Annotated in this window: 18 protein-coding genes; 12 read left to right on the top strand and 6 right to left on the bottom strand. The window is 66.8% G+C overall.

The genetic code is table 11. From position 1 onward, the window contains the following. Nucleotides 1-21 precede the first annotated feature (21 nt). The 4 genes from D6T64_RS21810 (at nucleotide 22) to D6T64_RS21795 (ending at nucleotide 4,435) form a co-directional block, all read left to right on the top strand. Nucleotides 22-756, top strand: coding sequence for a DUF998 domain-containing protein (locus D6T64_RS21810; protein WP_147364643.1), 735 nt, complete (start codon nucleotides 22-24; stop codon nucleotides 754-756). A 91-nt stretch (nucleotides 757-847) separates the two neighbouring features. After that, the gene (locus tag D6T64_RS21805) at nucleotides 848-2,275 is read left to right on the top strand and encodes an FAD-binding oxidoreductase (protein WP_119976775.1); all 1,428 of its coding nucleotides are present in this window, start codon (nucleotides 848-850) and stop codon (nucleotides 2,273-2,275) included. Nucleotides 2,276-2,417: 142 nt separating this feature from the next. Next, a complete protein-coding gene (locus D6T64_RS21800; protein ID WP_119976774.1) occupies nucleotides 2,418-3,728 on the top strand; it encodes an Nramp family divalent metal transporter in 1,311 nt (436 codons plus the stop codon). 41 nt (nucleotides 3,729-3,769) lie between these two features. Next, nucleotides 3,770-4,435, top strand: coding sequence for a GyrI-like domain-containing protein (locus D6T64_RS21795; RefSeq protein ID WP_119976773.1), 666 nt, complete (start codon nucleotides 3,770-3,772; stop codon nucleotides 4,433-4,435). Nucleotides 4,436-4,472: 37 nt separating this feature from the next. Here D6T64_RS21795 and D6T64_RS21790 read toward each other — a convergent pair whose 3' ends face one another. The 3 genes from D6T64_RS21790 to D6T64_RS21780 all read right to left on the bottom strand — a co-directional run bounded on the left by D6T64_RS21790 (nucleotide 4,473) and on the right by D6T64_RS21780 (nucleotide 6,522). Next, nucleotides 4,473-4,910 (bottom strand): hypothetical protein, encoded by a 438-nt coding sequence (locus D6T64_RS21790; RefSeq protein WP_119976772.1) that lies wholly within the window; start codon nucleotides 4,908-4,910, stop codon nucleotides 4,473-4,475. 62 nt (nucleotides 4,911-4,972) lie between these two features. Further along, entirely contained in the window at nucleotides 4,973-6,358 is a 1,386-nt protein-coding gene (locus D6T64_RS21785) for an HNH endonuclease signature motif containing protein (RefSeq protein ID WP_147364642.1), read from the bottom strand. Next, a complete protein-coding gene (locus D6T64_RS21780; RefSeq protein WP_119976770.1) occupies nucleotides 6,337-6,522 on the bottom strand; it encodes a hypothetical protein in 186 nt (61 codons plus the stop codon). The genes D6T64_RS21785 and D6T64_RS21780 overlap by 22 nt, the downstream gene beginning before the upstream one ends. Nucleotides 6,523-6,807: 285 nt before the next feature. Here D6T64_RS21780 and D6T64_RS21775 point away from each other — a divergent pair, with 285 nt between their 5' ends. The 3 genes from D6T64_RS21775 to D6T64_RS21765 are packed head-to-tail and all read left to right on the top strand — an operon-like array spanning nucleotide 6,808 to nucleotide 7,927. After that, entirely contained in the window at nucleotides 6,808-7,068 is a 261-nt protein-coding gene (locus tag D6T64_RS21775; RefSeq protein WP_119976769.1) for a hypothetical protein, read from the top strand. Next, nucleotides 7,065-7,553: a DNA polymerase III subunit gamma/tau gene (locus tag D6T64_RS21770; protein ID WP_119976768.1), complete on the top strand. Its 489-nt coding sequence runs from the start codon at nucleotides 7,065-7,067 to the stop codon at nucleotides 7,551-7,553. The genes D6T64_RS21775 and D6T64_RS21770 overlap by 4 nt, the downstream gene beginning before the upstream one ends. Continuing rightward, on the top strand, nucleotides 7,550-7,927 hold the full coding sequence (locus D6T64_RS21765; protein ID WP_119976767.1) for a hypothetical protein: 378 nt from the start codon (nucleotides 7,550-7,552) through the stop codon (nucleotides 7,925-7,927). Before D6T64_RS21770 ends, D6T64_RS21765 begins: the two co-directional genes overlap by 4 nt. A gap of 4 nt (nucleotides 7,928-7,931) precedes the next feature. Here D6T64_RS21765 and D6T64_RS21760 read toward each other — a convergent pair whose 3' ends face one another. Beyond that, complete coding sequence (locus tag D6T64_RS21760; RefSeq protein WP_119976766.1) at nucleotides 7,932-8,333, bottom strand: DoxX family protein; 402 nt, start codon at nucleotides 8,331-8,333, stop codon at nucleotides 7,932-7,934. A 109-nt stretch (nucleotides 8,334-8,442) separates the two neighbouring features. Here D6T64_RS21760 and serA point away from each other — a divergent pair, with 109 nt between their 5' ends. Then, nucleotides 8,443-10,035 (top strand): phosphoglycerate dehydrogenase, encoded by a 1,593-nt coding sequence (serA, locus tag D6T64_RS21755; protein WP_119976765.1) that lies wholly within the window; start codon nucleotides 8,443-8,445, stop codon nucleotides 10,033-10,035. A gap of 168 nt (nucleotides 10,036-10,203) precedes the next feature. On the opposite strand, the gene D6T64_RS23565 is transcribed toward serA, so the two are convergent. Next, on the bottom strand, nucleotides 10,204-10,764 hold the full coding sequence (locus tag D6T64_RS23565) for a TetR/AcrR family transcriptional regulator (protein WP_119976764.1): 561 nt from the start codon (nucleotides 10,762-10,764) through the stop codon (nucleotides 10,204-10,206). Nucleotides 10,765-10,862: 98 nt separating this feature from the next. Between D6T64_RS23565 and D6T64_RS21745 the strand changes: the two genes are divergently transcribed. Beyond that, nucleotides 10,863-12,419, top strand: a complete 1,557-nt coding sequence (locus D6T64_RS21745; protein ID WP_377010358.1) for an MFS transporter — start codon at nucleotides 10,863-10,865, stop codon at nucleotides 12,417-12,419. 24 nt (nucleotides 12,420-12,443) lie between these two features. Here the strand turns inward: D6T64_RS21745 and D6T64_RS21740 are convergent, their stop codons facing one another. After that, nucleotides 12,444-12,704, bottom strand: a complete 261-nt coding sequence (locus tag D6T64_RS21740) for a DUF6458 family protein (RefSeq protein ID WP_119976763.1) — start codon at nucleotides 12,702-12,704, stop codon at nucleotides 12,444-12,446. Between the two features lie 243 nt (nucleotides 12,705-12,947). Here D6T64_RS21740 and D6T64_RS21735 point away from each other — a divergent pair, with 243 nt between their 5' ends. From D6T64_RS21735 to D6T64_RS21725, 3 genes are read left to right on the top strand one after another with little or no spacing between them, the layout of a single operon-like run. Further along, nucleotides 12,948-14,042 (top strand): 3-isopropylmalate dehydrogenase, encoded by a 1,095-nt coding sequence (locus D6T64_RS21735; protein ID WP_377010355.1) that lies wholly within the window; start codon nucleotides 12,948-12,950, stop codon nucleotides 14,040-14,042. Further along, nucleotides 14,042-15,175: a branched-chain amino acid aminotransferase gene (locus D6T64_RS21730; RefSeq protein WP_119976761.1), complete on the top strand. Its 1,134-nt coding sequence runs from the start codon at nucleotides 14,042-14,044 to the stop codon at nucleotides 15,173-15,175. Before D6T64_RS21735 ends, D6T64_RS21730 begins: the two co-directional genes overlap by 1 nt. A gap of 57 nt (nucleotides 15,176-15,232) precedes the next feature. Continuing rightward, nucleotides 15,233-16,024 (top strand): fumarylacetoacetate hydrolase family protein, encoded by a 792-nt coding sequence (locus tag D6T64_RS21725; protein WP_119976760.1) that lies wholly within the window; start codon nucleotides 15,233-15,235, stop codon nucleotides 16,022-16,024. The last annotated feature ends 14 nt before the right edge of the window (nucleotides 16,025-16,038 follow it).

Raw genomic sequence — 16,038 nt, 5'->3', positions numbered from 1 at the left:
TCTTTCTCCAGTTAGGCCAGCTTGACTGAGTCCCGCCCGCACTCCGCCGCCGGAGCCCACGACCACCGTGGGCCGGCAGCGGGGAGCGGGCGGGTTCTTGCGTTAATCGTGATGATCGGCGTCGCGGTCTACGTGGCCGTCGACGTCGTGCTGCAGTTTCTGCCGCCGCACTACAGCCCGATCAGCGAGGCCGAGAGCAACCTCGCCGCCGGCCCCTTCGGCTGGATCATGAACCTCAACTTTCTCGGCCGCGCGGTCACGTCCTTCGCGCTGGTCGGCGCGCTGGTGAGCGTGGCCGGCGCCGCACGCTCGTCGGGTCGCCTGCCCGTGCCCAGCCTGCCCGTGCCCAGCCTGCCCGTGCCCCGCCTGCTGGTTCCGGGCCTCGCGCTCCTCACCCTCGGCGGGGTCTGCTCGGCGGTTCTCACGTTCTTTCCGACCGAGATCGCACCGGCAGGACAGAGTGTGGTCGCCACATCCGTCGTCGGCACCGTGCACCTGCTTTCGGCCATTATCGGGTTCAGCGCGGCCCTGCTGGCCATCGTGCTGCTCACCGTCTGGATCTTTCGCAGCGGATGCCTCCCCGCGGCCCGGCGCAGCGCCCTCGCCTTCACCGTGGTCGCCGCCGCCGGACTGGTCTTCCTGGGGCTCACCCTGACCGTGGTGCCCGCGCTCCTCGGCCTCGCCGAACGCCTCTGCCTGGTGGGGATACTGGGCTGGACCTTCTCGGTGGCCCGCGGCATCCGTCGCCGGCGCTAGTTTGCCCGGTTTGGTTTCGTCCCGGCCGTATACGCCACGCCCAGACGGTCGTAACGTGGTTGGGAGAAAACCCGAGGCGGAGGTACAGGTCATGAACTCAGCGGATGGTTTCACCCGGGCAGTCGCGGACCTGCGGCAGGCGGTCGCCGGACGCGTGATCGTGCCGGGTGAGGCCGGTTACGACGAGGCGAGACGGGTCTGGAACGGAATGATCGACCGCCGCCCGGCCCTGGTGGTGCAGGCGGCGCATGCCGATGACATCGCGGCGGCCCTGCGCTTCGCGCGTGAACGGCAGCTGCCCGTGGCCGTGCGGGGTGGGGGGCACAACGTGGCGGGCAACGGCACCGTGAACGACGGGCTCGTGCTCGACCTCGGCGCCCTGAACCGTGTGCAGGTGTTGCCGGGCACTCGAACCGTGCGCGTGCAGGCCGGCGCGACGATCGGAATCATCGACGCCGCCACGGAGCCCTTCGGACTCTTCGTGCCGAGCGGTGTCGTCAGTTCCACGGGCATTGCCGGGCTGACCCTCGGTGGCGGTATCGGATGGATGACCCGCGCCCACGGGCTCACCGTGGACAACCTGCTCGAGGTCGAGATGGTGACGGTGCACGGCCGGGTGGTGCACGCCAGCGCCACCGAGAATGCCGAACTGTTCTGGGGGCTGCGCGGCGGCGGCGGCAACTTCGGCGTGGTGACGTCGTTCACGTTCCAGGCGCATCCCTTGCCCCCGGAGGTGTTCTCAGGGAATTTTGTCTACGGCCAGGAACACTGGGGCGACGCGCTGCGGGCGTACGCGAGCTGGACGCACGACCTGCCGGATGCCCTGACCTCGATCATGTCGTTCCTGGTGCCGCCGCACGACTGGGGGCTCGGTGATGACCCGCGGATGCTTTTCGGTTTCGCCTGGGCGACGCCGTTCCTGGAGGAGGGCGCCCGCGCCCTCGACGAGCTGCGGCGGGCCGCGCCGCCCGACGCCGAGATCGTGGAACCGGTGAAGTGGACGACCTGGCAGTCGGCCGCCGATGAACTGTTTCCGAAGGGGGTGCGCGGGTACTGGAAGAACACTTCCTTGGACCACCTGGACGAAGACGTGATCGACGTGCTCGTGCGGCGCGGCGCCGAACAGACCTGGCGCGGCACCGGGTTCGACGTGCACCACCTGGGCGGAGCCTTTGGCCGGGTTCCGGAATCGGCGACGCCGTTTCCGAGCCGCACGGCTCAGTTCTGGCTGAACATCTACGGGTTCTGGGCGGATGCCGGCGACGACGCCGAGCGCATCCGCTTTGTGCGCAATTTCGCCGCGGAGATGGCCCCGCTGGGCTCGGGCGGGCTCTACGTCAACTTCATGGGGGAGGAACGCGGCACGGATGCCGGCGTGCAGGATGCCCGCGAGCAGGCGATAGCCGTGTACGGTCAGCGCAAGTTTGAACGGTTGAGCGCCCTCAAGCGGGAGTACGACCCCGAAAACGTGCTGCGGCTCAACCACAACATTCCGCCGGCGTCCACCGTCACGACCTAAGGGGCTGGGGCGTGACGTAGGCTTGACCCGTGTTTGGGGCTATACGTCCTGATTCATGAGGTCCTGTGCTCCAATGCACAGCTTGCCACGGTGGTCGTTCACGTGTGGGGCCATTCGCTCGCAATGGTGCAGCAGGTGACACATGACGAAAGACCTCTCCGACGGACTCGTTCCGCCCACAGTCGGCACCGGAACTGGAGCCCTGGCCGATGACGGCCCCGCCCCCAAGTACAGGATCATCGGTCCGGGCCTCGTCGTCGCGGCGACCGGCGTCGGTGCCGCCGACATGGTCGCCACCCTCGTGGCCGGCTCACGGTTCGGCTACGGGCTGCTCTGGGCGGTGATTCTCGGGGTGATCCTGAAGATCGTGCTCGTCGAGGGCGCCGGCCGCTACACGCTCGCGACCGGCAAGACCATCTTCGAGGGCTGGCGGTCGCTCGGCAAGTGGACCACCTGGTACTTCGGCCCGTACATCATGCTGTGGGGCTTCGTGTATGGCGCCACGGCCATGTCCTCGGCGGCGTTGCCGCTGGCCGCCCTCTTCCCGGCGCTGCCGTTGCCGGTCTGGGCCGTGCTGATGGGCCTCGCCGGGCTGGTCATGGTCTGGTTCGGCCGCTACGACGTGTTTGAGAAGATCACGGCCGGGCTCGTCGCGCTCATGTTCGTCACCGTTGTCGGGCTCGCCGTTATCGCTCGGCCGGACTTCGGAGCAATGGCCGCCGGGCTCATTCCCCTGATTCCCGAGGGTGGTGTGCTCTATACCCTCGCCCTCGCCGGCGGTGTGGGCGGCACCATCACGCTCGCCGCCTACGGCTACTGGCTGCGGGAAAAGGGCTGGTCAACGCCCCGCTGGATGCGCGTGATGCGCATCGACAACCGCATGGCCTACGTCATGACCGGCATCTTCGTGATCGCCATGCTCATCGTCGGTGCCGAGGTCGTCAGCGCCGCCGGCGTCACCCTGAGCGCGGGCGACCGCGGCCTGCTCGACCTGTCCACCGTGCTGAACGAGAAGTACGGCGTGGTCGTCGGAACCGGATTTCTGGTGGGCTTTTGGGCGGCATCCTTCTCGTCGATCATCGGCGTCTGGAACGGGGTCAGCCTCATGTTCGCCGATTTCTGGGGCAACATGCGCGGCAAGCCCTCCGGGCACCCCGACACCCGCGTCGGCGGCAAGTACTTCAAGTTCTACCTGTTGTGGCTGACCTTCCCGCCGATGATCCTGCTGCTGCTCGGCCAGCCGATCGGCCTGATCCTGGCCTATGGCATCCTGGGCTCGCTGTTCATGCCGTTCCTGGCCATCACCCTGCTCGGGCTGCTCAACCGGTCGCACATTCCGCGGGAGTGGCGCAACCGGTGGTGGACCAACACCGCGCTCGGCATTTGCGCGTTTCTGTTCATCGCACTCGGTGTGCACCAGCTCGTCACGGCGGTGGCGCCGCTGTTCCAGTAACCTGCTGTGCCAATAAACTGATGTCCCCCTAAACTGCTGTCGTGAAAGTCGACTTCAAGAAGCAGATCGCAACGTACACGGCACCGAAGGGACGATTCGAGGTCGTCTCGGTGCCTGCGACGCGGTTCCTGATGCTCGACGGGCACGGTGACCCCAATACCTCCCAGGCCTGGGCGGATGCGCTCACGACGATCTACCCGATGGCATACGCACTCAAGTTCCTCAGCAAGAACGAGCTCGGCCGGGACTACACCGTGATGCCGCTCGAGGCCCTCTGGTGGTCTGAGGATATGGACTCGTTCACTGCGGCGCGGGACAAGTCGCGCTGGGACTGGACCGCGATGATCATGGTTCCGGACTGGTTCTCGGGCGAACACATTGAGGCCATGCGGAGGGCCGTGGAGAAGAAGGGCGGGGCGCCGGCCCTGAATGCGCTTCGGGTGGACACCCTCGACGAGGGCCTGGTCGTTCAGACCCTGCACATCGGCGCCTACGATGACGAAGGCCCGGTGCTCGAGGCGATGCACAACGACTTCATCCCCTCGCAGTCGCTGCGCATGACCGGCAAGCACCACGAGATCTACCTCAGCGATGCCCGTCGCACCGCGCCCGAGAAGCTCCGCACGATCCTGCGCCAGCCCGTCCTAAGAACGGGGGAGAACGAGTCGATGGGGGATACCGAGGACGTTCGGATCGCCCTGGAATGACCGGTCGGTCTCCACTCCGGTCGCAACCATGCCCTTGTCAGCGAGCGAGGTCACTCGCGCGCTCGGCTTGTGAGGCTGGTTCGGCAACGATCGTGCGGTTGCCGAAGTAGGCGGTCAGCATGAGGATCAGGGCGGTGCAGGAGAAGAGGCCGTCGAGGATTCCGGCAGGCAGCAGAAAAATCATCAGTGCCATCGTGACGACGCAATTGATGACTGAGAGGGCGAGTCCCCACAGGCGATTGCGCAGCAGACCGATGGCGCCGATCAGTCGAACCGCACCGAACACGCCGCTCATCACCATCATGAGGTAAAGGTTCTGCTGCAGGTACGGCACGATGAACGAGAAATGGTCGGAAATCTGGTGCTGCTGCACCCCGAGAATGACCAGCGGGATCACGGCGATGAAGACGCCGAATTCCATCAGGCCGCCCTGCACAATCAGCAGGATGGCAGCCGCCTTGTAGCTCTTCTTCATGATTCCCCCGTATCAGTGGCCCGTCGTGCCCCGGTCGCGCACGGGTGGTGCCCGGTTCGAGCCTAGGTGCTGGGTGTTTGGGCGCGGTGTTTCTGTGGTGGTCGCCAGCTGTCGGTGGGGTCGAGCCAGTGCGGTGCTTTGACCTGGGGTCGCCCGTTGACCATGCGGACGCGCCACCCGCCGATGTTGTCGAGGCCGGCGTGATGCCACCAGCAGATCGAACATCCGTTGGATATGACGGTGTCTCCGCCCTCGCTGTAGGGCACCACATGATTAATCTCGCAGAAGTAGGCGGGCACCGTGCAGCCGGGTATGACGCAGCCGCCGTCGCGGGCGGTGATCGCCCGCCGTTGCAGATGATCGAAGACGCGTTTGCGGCGGTTCTGCACGCTGCCGACCTGCACGATCCTGCCGCTCAGGTCGAACACGACGGGTTCGACGTTGCTGATTTTCATCAGGTCGGTGACGGTGGTGAGGCTGATCGGGGCGTCAAGGCCATCGATCCAGCCGACCCCCGTGCCGGTTTCGAGGTCGGCGGCGTTCACGTGCACCATCACCGTCGGCGCGGCCCCGCCGATGCTCGGCGCTCCGGGATCGCGGGCACCGGCTATGAACAGGGCCCGCAGCACGTCGGCCCGCTTCTCACCCGCCGGGCGAGTGTCAACGGAGATGATCTTTCGGTCCTCGTCAGCGTCCTCAGCGTCCTCAGCGTCCTCAGCGTCCTCAGCGTCCTCAGCGTCCTCAGCGTCGGCCGCGCTGGCGGTATCGGCGGTATCGGCGGTGTCGGCGGGGTCGGTGGGGTCGGTGGTGATGAAAGTGGGGGTGGTGGTGGTGAAGTGGGCGGCCCAGAGCTTTTCCATGATGCCGCGATCCAGCGGCGTCATGCCGCCAATCAGCGGGTAAAGGCCGTCGCGCAACTGGCCGAATCCGATGCTGCTCTTAGCCTCTCGGGCGCGGTCCTGCGGGGCGATACCGTTCGGGTCCAGGTGGGCCTGATAGACCGCAAGCAGCCCGCGGACACTGTCAGCGGGAAAAGCGAACCCCGGGCCCGGGCTGCCGTTGGCATCAATATTGGGAGCGCCTGTTGCCACATCCACCAGGTGCTGCTCGGCCGCCTCCAACTGGCCCGGGTCGGCCCGCCGCGCCACCTCGTCGAGGCCTTTCACGATGATTTCGGCCGCGTCGACCCCAATCGCGCCCGCCGACAGTGCCGCGCCGACGGTCGGATACAGCGCGGGCAACGGCGACCCCACGCCCGCCCGCACCCGGGTGAAGTTACCCAACGCGAGGCGCCGCTTCACCTCCCGCACTGACACCCGGGTGACGGAGGTGATCACGTCCACCGTGTTGCGGCAGCCGAGCTTCTTGACCAGGCTGCCCGGGCCGACATCGATCGCCGCCCGCCGCTCCACGTCATGGGCGAGCATCACCCGGGCGGCATCCACCACCGGCCCAGGTCCTCCACCCGGTCCATCACCCCAACTGCTCCCATGTCAGAGGCTCGTGAGACGCTGAACCCAGCAAGAACTTCGGTCAGGCGCTCCTGGATCTCAGTGAGGGCCTCTACCGCTTCATTGTCGGATTCTGTGTCCGACGGGAGTGTCAATGACATATTCTCAGTATAGCCAGATAGAACTGAGATTCAAGAGTATAAATGAGTAGAGCTAACAAGATTAGTATTTATTTCTGAAAGAAGTGATGCCGAGGTCGGGTTAGTTTCTGCACCAGGTACTGGTTCTGGGCGAGAATCGCCATGTACATGGTTCGACGCTCGCATGCCGCAGCTCTCGCTCAGTGCCCCTCCTGGGGTGGGGACTGGGGCCCTAATGCCGCTAGATTTCTGGGTGACCCACGGCATCCGCTTGCCGCACCGTCTCGCCCCACAGTGAGGAACAGCATGACGCGCAGAAACTGGTTGCGCGGCGCTCCGCCGCGGATTGACCGAGGACTCCTGCTCACGTTCGTGGTCTCCGCCCTGGTGGCCGGGGGCCTGTTGGCCATCGCTCGGGGCTTCGGGCTCGAGTGGCCCGGGTGGATCGCCGCGGTAGCGGTTGCCGCGACGGTGTTTCAGACCTGGGCGGCGAGGCTGCGGCCGCGCAGGACCCCGGGGTCGTCGCTGCCGGAATCCCCGACGAATCGGGATAATCTGGGGGTATGAATGCCAAATCGGATGACGATGCACTGAGCTGGGCCGGTGAGAACGATCCGACGCTCGCGCCGGGGGACACCCCAAGCCGCCCTGAGCTGGCCGATGGCTGGTCGACTCCCGCAACACCGAGCACCACTCCCGACGGCTTTCGCGACGACTCGCGGGCCGTCACGGGGCCGCAGGCCGCGCAGGTGGCCAGCGCCGGGGCATCCGCGACGCTCGTCATCATGGGCATCCTCGCCGGCGTCTACCTTCTCTACACGATCGGCTGGTTCATCGGCGTGAATCGCATCACGAACCCGATCGCCGACCCGGTCTCGGAATTCATGTTCTCGCTCGGCGCCTGGCTCGCCGTCGCCGCTCCCATCGTCTGGTTCGGGGTGACGTACTGGCTCACGGCGAGTCGTCCGCGCATCCGCCTGCTCTGGCTGCTGCTCGGGGTCGTACTTCTGGCCCCGGTGCCCTTCATCTTCGGAAGCGGGGCAGGCGCATGAGTGAAGCACACACGGCCGGCGCCACTGCCCCCATCACAACGGATGCCCCGCGCCGCGCCCCCTCCTGGCTCACCGTCACCGTGGCCATCGCCTTCGGCTTGTTCTACGCCTACGACCTCTGGGAGGCCGTGGGCAACCTCGTCGGCCTCAACATCGCCGCCGGAGACCTCGACACGAGCCTGAGCGGCGGGGGCTGGGCCGTGCTGATCATCGGCGTGCTGATTCCCCTGGCCGTATACGGGCTCGCGTTCTGGCTGGGCCGCCGCCGCGCGGTCGGCGTGCAGGCGCTCATGTACATCACCGGGCTGTGCCTGGTCGCGGTGCTCTCGCTCGACGTCTACGTGATGTTCAGCCTCGGCAACCTGATCGTCTAGACGGTCACCACTTCCAGACCGAGAACAGCACGAGCGCGATCATCACGATCTGCGCCGTCAACCGGGGGCCGAACGGAATCGCGAGCCGCCCGAAGCGTTCGGGGTGTGCCGCGGCGAAGGCGTTGGCGGGAAACACCGCCACGAGGAACACGGCGAGGGCGATCGCTGCCGCGACGCTTGTGGCCGGCAGGAGCAGGCCGATGCCGCCGGCGATCTCACACACCCCGGTGAAGATCACGAGGTTGCGCGGGTTCGCGATTCCGGTGAAGCGCAACCGCGGCGGGATGATCTTGGCCATGGTGCGCTGGGCATCCGCTCGAAAATGCAGCACGCCCATGAAGATGAACACCCCCGCGAGGATGACGCGCAGAACCAGTTGGATGCCTTCTACCGACGCAGTGCTCATGGCTCTATTGTGCAGCCGGTAAGGTGAAAAGGTATCTGGCGCCTCACCGCTGCGGCATTAGTGCAGTGTTTACCAGTCCCTGTTTACCGCTATCGAAGGATCCGATTTCGTGTCGAAGCCCGTTGTCCTGATTGCCGAAGAACTATCGCCCGCTACCGTCGATGCCCTCGGGCCCGATTTTGACGTGCGCCACGTAGATGGAACGGACCGGTCCGCGCTCTTCGCCGAACTGGCCACCGCCGACGCCATTCTGGTGCGTTCGGCGACGAAAATGGACGCCGAAGCGATCAAGGCCGCCCCGCAGCTCAAGGTCATCGCCCGCGCCGGAGTCGGACTCGACAACGTCGACATCAAGGCCGCCACCGCGGCCGGCGTCATGGTCGTCAACGCCCCGACCTCGAACATCATCTCCGCCGCTGAACTGACCGTCGGCCACATCCTGAGCCTGGCCCGTCACATCCCGGCCGCCTCCGGCGCCCTCGCCGAGGGACAGTGGAAGCGCTCCAAGTACACCGGCGTCGAGCTCTATGAAAAGACCATCGGCATCATCGGCCTCGGCCGCATCGGCGCCCTCATCACTGCGCGGATGCAGGCCTTCGGCGTCAACGTCATCGCCTACGACCCCTACATCACCTCGGCTCGCGCCCAGCAGCTCGGCGTCACCCCGGTGTCCCTCGACGAGCTGCTCGCGCAGTCCGACTTCGTCACGATCCACATGCCGAAGACCCCCGAGACCACCGGCATGATCGGCGAAGCCCAGCTCAAGCTGATGAAGCCGACCGCGTTCGTCGTGAACGTCGCCCGCGGCGGCCTCGTCGACGAAGAGGCGCTGCACGCGGCCCTCGTCGCCGGAACCATCGCCGGCGCCGGCCTCGACGTCTTCGTCAGCGAGCCGCCCACGAACTCGCCGCTGCTCGGCCTCGAGAACATCATCACCACCCCGCACCTCGGCGCCTCGACCGACGAAGCACAGGAGAAGGCCGGCGTCTCTGTCGCCAAGTCCGTGCGGCTCGCGCTCTCCGGCGAGCTCGTTCCCGACGCGGTCAACGTCGCCGGCGGCGTCATCGACCCCTACGTGCGCCCCGGCATCCCGCTCGTCGAGAAGCTCGGCCAGGTCTTCTCCGGACTGGCCGCCCACAGCCCGCTCACGAGCGTGGACATCGAGGTTCGCGGTGAACTCGTCGACTATGACGTGAGCGTGCTCAAGCTCGCCGCCCTCAAGGGCATCTTCACAAACGTCGTCAGCGAGACCGTCTCATACGTGAACGCGCCGCTGCTCGCCGAGCAGCGCGGCGTCGCCGTGCGCATGATCACGGATGCCGTCAGCCCGGAATACCGCAACGTCATCACCCTGCGCGGCGCGCTGGCCGACGGCTCGCAGGTGTCGGTCTCCGGCACGCTCATGGGCACCAAGCAGATCGAGAAGATCACCGAGGTCAACGGCTACGACGTCGAGGTTCCCTTCGCGAAGAACCTCATCGTGATGATCTACACCGACCGCCCCGGCATCGTCGCGGTCTACGGTCGCGAGTTCGGCGAGGCCAGCATCAACATCGCCGGCATGCAGATCGCCCGCCACGAGGCCGGCGGCAAGGCACTCAGCGTGCTGACCGTCGACTCCGAGGTTCCCGCCGGACTGCTCGCTTCGGTGCGGGCCGCCATCGACGCCGACGTCATGGTCGAGATCGACATCACGGAGTAGCAGCACTACCAGCAGTGCCCAGCGCGAACGTCGGTGTGCCACCCGGGCGCCGCGCGGGTACTGCGCCGCTGCGCGGGTGGCGCGCACTCCCCGCGCAGCCGCGCAGCACCCGCGCGACGGCGACGGATGCCCCGGGCCTTGCCCCGGCATCCGCGCGCGAAACGGTGCTCAGGTCAGGCGGGCGATGACGGCCAGGAGGCGGTCCATGCTCTCCGCACCCTCGAGATCGACGGGAGCCGCGAGCATGCCTACCAGGGCCGAGTTACTGTACAGACCATCGCTGATGAGCATCACGGCTTGGGCCACGTCCGGGTCGCCGACGGCCTCCTCGATGACGGTGAGCCAGCCGCGCCGAATATCGACCAGCCGCTCGACGGCCTTCGGGTGCTGTCCCTGGCCGAGCCGGGTCGCGGCGATGTAGGCCCGGTCGAAGGGACTCCCCGTGTCGATCGAGGTACGGATCAGGTAGTCCACCGGGCCGGCCTCGGCCGAGCGGATGTTGTCGGCATCCGTCGCCGCGAACGCGGCCAGCCGGGCAAGCTGGCCCTCAACCAGCGCCTCCTTCGATCCGAAGTGGTAGAGCAGGCCGCCTTTGGAGACCGACGCGGCCGCCGCGACCGCGTCGAGGGTGGCGGAACGCTCTCCACCCTCGAGCAGCAGGTGCTCGAACGCGTCCAGCAGGCGATCGCGTGTCGAAGGCTGGACAGGCGGTTGTACGGGGGACGACATTGCGCCATGGTATCGAGAATATCTGGGGGAGTGTGGATTACTGTACCGTCTGGACGGTATAGTGCAATCACGTCCTTAATCAGAAAGCGATTCCGATCGTGTCAACACCCACCACCGAAATTGATCTGCGCCACACCCGCGGCCTGACCGGCGACCCTGGCGAACCCCGCCGGGGGAGCGCCGGCCGCTGGTGGGCTCTTGCCGTGCTCATGATGCCCGTGCTGCTCGTCTCGATCGACAACACCGTGCTGAACTTTGCCCTGCCCGCGATCAGCGAGGCGACCCAGCCGACCGGCACGCAGCTGCTCTGGATGGTCGACATCTACCCGCTCGTGCTCGCCGGCCTGCTCGTCTCGATGGGCAGCCTCGGCGACCGCATCGGCCGTCGCAAGCTGCTGCTGATCGGCTCAGCCGGATTCGGCGTCGTGTCGGTCATCGCGGCGTTCGCTCCGAGCATCGAAGGCCTCATCATGGCCCGCGCCGCACTCGGATTCTTCGGCGCCATGCTGATGCCCTCGACCCTGTCCCTGCTGCGCTCGATCTTCACCGATCGCAACGAACGCCGCTTGGCGATCGCGGTCTGGGCGACCGGTTTCGCCGCCGGCAGCGCCCTCGGCCCGCTCGTCGGGGGAATCCTGCTCGAGCATTTCGCGTGGGGCTCCGTTTTCTTGATCGCGGTTCCGCTATTGCTGCCGCTGCTGATTTGCGCTCCCTTGCTCGTGCCGGAATCCAAGGATCCTCATCCGGGCCGCATCGACCCGCTCAGCATCGCGCTGTCGCTCGTCACGATGCTGCCGATCGTCTACGGCATCAAGGCCATCGCCGAAAACGGACCCGATCTCGCTGCCGTCGCCCCGATTGCGGTCGGGCTGGTCTTCGGCGCGCTCTTCGTGCGCCGGCAGAAGCGCCTGGCGAGCCCGATGCTCGACATGACTCTGTTCCAGCGCGGCGCCTTCAGCGGAGCCGTCGGCGTGAACCTGCTCGCCGTCACCGCGCTCGTCGGCTGCCTGTTCTTCATCAGCCAGCACCTGCAGCTCGTGCTCGGCATGTCCCCGCTGAACGCCGGCCTCGTGCTCGTGCCGGGCCTCGCCGCGATGATCGCGGCCGGGCTGCTGATCGTGCCGATCGCCAAGCGGGTGCGGCCTTCGATCGTGGTTCCACTCGCCCTGACCGTCTCGGCGTCGGGCTTCGCGCTCATCGCCCTCAGCGGTGGCCAGATCGATGCCGCCGGACTGGCGCTCGCGTTCGTGCTGCTGGGCGTCGGCATCGGCGCGGCCGAGACGGTGTCGAACGAACTGATCGTGGCCAGCGCGCCCGCGGAGAAGGCGGGGGCGGCATCCGCTGTCAGCGAGACCGCCTACGAACTGGGCGCGGTGCTGGGAACGGCCATTCTCGGCAGCATTCTCACGGCGGCCTACCGCACGAATGTCGTGCTGCCCGACGGGCTGAGCCCGGCGCAGCAGCTTTCAGCGAGCGAAACCCTGGGCGGAGCCGTCACCGTGTCGAACCAACTTTCCGCGGATGCCGGGGCGCAGCTGCTCGACTCGGCCCGCCTCGCGTTCGACAGCGGAGTCGGCGTGAGTGCCTGGATCGGGGTTGCCCTCGTCGTGACGGCAGCCCTGGTCGGAGCCCTCGCGCTGCGCCGGGCGCGCTAGGCGCGTCCTGGAGGATCGACGCGGCTACTGCAGGTCGCGGTCGTCGATATTGGTCTGGCGTCGGGTGACCTGCTCGCCGTTGACCGGATCGGCGATCGTGCGCGTTGTCGTGGTGCTGTTGCGGCCGCGGACGACGAGCACGAGCCCGAGCACGAAGATCACCGCGCCGGCAGCCATCAGGATGTAGCCGACGAGGTCGCGGTCGATCCAGGTGACGCTGAAGTCAAGGGCGAAGACGAGGATGGCGCCCACGACGATAAGAAAGATTCCGAGTCCGATACTCATGGCAGCCTGCTTTCACTCTGAGTTGGTTTCACTGAGGTGGCGTTTCGCGGGTGGCGTCGCTGCGCCGGGCCGAACGGTTCTGACCAGCATAGGCACCCAAAGTCGCGCAGTAGGGTTTCAGTACAGGTTTGTTTTGGCGGGTTTGATTCCACAGCCCCGCAGAGACGGCCGCGTATCGACAGCCTGGTATCGACTCAGCAGATCGCCGAGTCCACAGTTCGGAGTGTTATGTCCCGTGAAGTTGTGTCTGAAGCCGCATCTCGAACGATCAAGCTCGCCGTCATTCCCGGCGACGGGATCGGCCCGGAGGTCATCGCCGAAGCGGTCAAGGTGCTCGACGCCGTCACCGCGCACGACAATGTGACCTTCGAGAAGACCCAGTTTTCGCTCGGAGCCGCGCGGTTCCTCGAAACCGGAGACGTGCTCACCGCCGAGGACCTCGCCGCGATCGCCGCGCACGACGCCATCCTGCTCGGCGCTGTCGGCGGCGTGCCCGGCGATCCGCGGCTCAAGGACGCGAACATCGAGCGTGGCCTGTTGCTCGGCCTGCGCTTCTCGCTCGACCACTATGTGAACCTGCGCCCGAGCATCCTCTTTCCCGGTGTGCCGAGCCCGCTCGCCGCGCCCGGCGTCATCGACTTCGTCGTCGTGCGCGAGGGAACCGAGGGTCCGTACGTGGGTAACGGCGGCGCGATTCGTCAGGGTACCCCGCAGGAAGTCGCCAACGAGGTCTCGGTCAACACCGCGTTCGGCGTCGAACGGGTTGTCCGCTTTGCCTTCGGCGTCGCGGCGAGCCGCCCCCGCAAACAGCTCACCCTCGTGCACAAGACCAACGTGCTCGTCTTCGCCGGCAGCCTCTGGCAGCGCACGGTCAACGCCGTCGCCGCCGAGTTCCCCGAAGTCAGCGTGGATTACCTCCACGTTGACGCCGCGACGATCTTTATGGTCGCCAAGCCGAGTAGGTTTGACGTAGTCGTCACCGACAATCTCTTCGGTGACATCCTGACCGATCTGGCGGCCGCTATCAGCGGTGGCATCGGGCTGGCGGCATCGGGAAATATCAATCCCGAGGGCCGATTCCCCAGCATGTTCGAACCGGTTCACGGCTCTGCCCCCGACATCGCGGGCAAGCAGCTCGCCGACCCGACAGCCGCGATTCTCTCGGTTGCCCTGCTGCTCGATCACCTCGGTTTAGCGGATGCCGCAGCCCGGGTGAGCGCGGCGGTCACCGCCGACATCGCGACCCGCACGAACAGTCACTCTCTCGAGACCGCACCCCGCAGCACCGCCGCCGTGGGCGACGCGATCGTGACCCTCCTCACCAGCAAGGGACTCTAATGAGCACCGCCACCAGCACTGACACCAGTACCGCCACCAGCACCTACCCGCTGAGCTTCGCGCTCACGCCGTCGACCGACGCGCGCGCCGAGGCCGAGCGCGACGAGATCCTCGCCGATCCGGGCTTCGGTAAGCACTTCACCGACCATATGGTGACGATCGACTGGACCGTCGACCAGGGCTGGCACGACGCCCGCGTCACGCCATACGGGCCGCTGCAGCTCGACCCGGCGTCGTCGGTTCTGCACTACGGCCAGGAAATTTTCGAGGGTCTCAAGGCGTACCGCCATGCCGACGGCTCGATCTGGACCTTCCGCCCCGAGAAGAATGCCGAGCGCATGCAGCGCTCCGCCGCGCGCCTCGCCCTGCCGCAGCTCTCGGTTGAAGATTTCGTGCAGTCGATCAAGCAGATGATCGCCGTCGACGGTGACTGGGTGCCCTCCGCGCCCGAAACGAGCCTCTACCTGCGCCCGTTCATGATCGCCAACGAGAGCTTCCTCGGCGTGCGGGCCGCCCACCGCGTGGGCTACTACGTCATCGCGAGCCCCGCCGGAGCATACTTCGCCGACGGCGTCGCCCCGGTGAAGATCTGGCTCTCCACCGACTACTCCCGTGCCGGCCGCGGCGGAACCGGCGCCGCCAAGTGCGGCGGCAACTACGCCGCATCGCTGCTGCCCCAGATGCAGGCCTACGACAATGGATGCGCCCAGGTGCTCTTTCTCGACGGCGAAACCGGAACCCACATCGACGAGCTCGGCGGCATGAACGTGTTCTTCGTGCACGGCACCGACACACTCGTCACCCCACGCCTGACCGGCTCGATCCTCGAGGGCGTCACCCGCGACAGCATCATGCAGCTCGCCCGCGACCGCGGCATGACCGTGGAAGAGCGCGAGGTGACCGTGGACGAGTGGCGAGACGGCATCGCATCCGGTGAGATCACCGAGGTGTTCGCCTGTGGCACCGCGGCCGTGGTCACCCCGATCGGCCAGCTCAAGGGCAAGGGCTTCGAGATCGGCGAAGCGGATGCCCCCGCCGGCGCGATCACGCTGGCCCTGCGCCAGGAACTCACCGACATCCAATACGGGCGACTTCCTGACCGGCACGGCTGGCTCACGCGCCTCGACGCGTAGGCTGGTTTCTGCACTATTTGAGCGCTCTGCTCTGAAACCGCGAATGATGGGACACCGATGAAGATTGCACGATTCAGCCACGAGGGCGCCATTGCCTTCGGCATTGTCGACGACGACGAGCTGGTCGTGTTGGAGAAAGACCCGATGTTCGCCGGTTACGGCACCACGGGGGAGCGCATCGCCATCAACACGGTGAAGCTGCTCTCCCCGGTGATCCCGCGGTCGAAGGTCGTCGTGATGGGCAGCGACTTCTTCGCCAGCGCGGCCGCCGAGGCGGAAGCCGAAGCAGAGTCGATTCCGCGCGAGCCGACCTTTGTGATCAAGCCCAACACATCCGTCGTCGGACCGGGGGACGCCATCGTGCTGCCCGCGCAGTCCACCGACGTGCGTGTGGCCGGGTCGCTCGCGATCATCATCGGCACCTTCGCAAAGAACGTCGCCGTCGACGATGTCGAGAGCGTCATCTTCGGCTACACCGTGGCGACGGATGTCCTGGCCCAGGACCTCGCTATAGCCGACGGCAACGCGGCCCGCGCCACGGCGTTCGACTCGTTCTGCCCGCTCGGCCCGGTCATCGAGACCGAGTTCGACGTGGACCAGGTCGTCGTGCACGGCCGCATCAACGACGCCCAGTTTCAGAACGGCGACACCGAGCTGCAGGTTCACTCGATCGCGGAGATCGTGGCCTTCGCCTCGAGCGTCTTCACGCTGCTTCCCGGCGACGTGATTCTCACCGGGTCTCCGGGCTTGTCCGGTGCGCTCGGCGCCCCGGTCACCGCCGGCGATACCGTGCAGGTCGAGATTCCCGGCATCGGCGTGCTCGCCAACCCGGTGCGCCGCGCCGCCTGACCCCGCGCGGCGTG

The organism is Cryobacterium melibiosiphilum (genome assembly GCF_003602235.1).
Taxonomy (GTDB): domain Bacteria; phylum Actinomycetota; class Actinomycetes; order Actinomycetales; family Microbacteriaceae; genus Cryobacterium; species Cryobacterium melibiosiphilum.
The sequence above is the reverse complement of the archived record's forward strand: the minus strand, read 5'-3'. Positions and strand labels throughout refer to the sequence as shown.

What these genes read in the sequence shown, in the direction of transcription:
- D6T64_RS21775 (WP_119976769.1), top strand. Translation starts at nt 6,808, where the DNA reads ATGACGCGCAGAAACTGGTTGCGCGGCGCTCCGCCGCGGATTGACCGA.
- D6T64_RS23565 (WP_119976764.1), bottom strand. Translation starts at nt 10,764, where the DNA reads ATGTCGTCCCCCGTACAACCGCCTGTCCAGCCTTCGACACGCGATCGC.
- D6T64_RS21725 (WP_119976760.1), top strand. Translation starts at nt 15,233, where the DNA reads ATGAAGATTGCACGATTCAGCCACGAGGGCGCCATTGCCTTCGGCATT.
- D6T64_RS21780 (WP_119976770.1), bottom strand. Translation starts at nt 6,522, where the DNA reads ATGTCATTGACACTCCCGTCGGACACAGAATCCGACAATGAAGCGGTA.
- D6T64_RS21800 (WP_119976774.1), top strand. Translation starts at nt 2,418, where the DNA reads ATGACGAAAGACCTCTCCGACGGACTCGTTCCGCCCACAGTCGGCACC.
- D6T64_RS21760 (WP_119976766.1), bottom strand. Translation starts at nt 8,333, where the DNA reads ATGAGCACTGCGTCGGTAGAAGGCATCCAACTGGTTCTGCGCGTCATC.
- D6T64_RS21730 (WP_119976761.1), top strand. Translation starts at nt 14,042, where the DNA reads ATGAGCACCGCCACCAGCACTGACACCAGTACCGCCACCAGCACCTAC.
- D6T64_RS21805 (WP_119976775.1), top strand. Translation starts at nt 848, where the DNA reads ATGAACTCAGCGGATGGTTTCACCCGGGCAGTCGCGGACCTGCGGCAG.
- D6T64_RS21740 (WP_119976763.1), bottom strand. Translation starts at nt 12,704, where the DNA reads ATGAGTATCGGACTCGGAATCTTTCTTATCGTCGTGGGCGCCATCCTC.
- D6T64_RS21765 (WP_119976767.1), top strand. Translation starts at nt 7,550, where the DNA reads ATGAGTGAAGCACACACGGCCGGCGCCACTGCCCCCATCACAACGGAT.
- D6T64_RS21790 (WP_119976772.1), bottom strand. Translation starts at nt 4,910, where the DNA reads ATGAAGAAGAGCTACAAGGCGGCTGCCATCCTGCTGATTGTGCAGGGC.
- D6T64_RS21770 (WP_119976768.1), top strand. Translation starts at nt 7,065, where the DNA reads ATGAATGCCAAATCGGATGACGATGCACTGAGCTGGGCCGGTGAGAAC.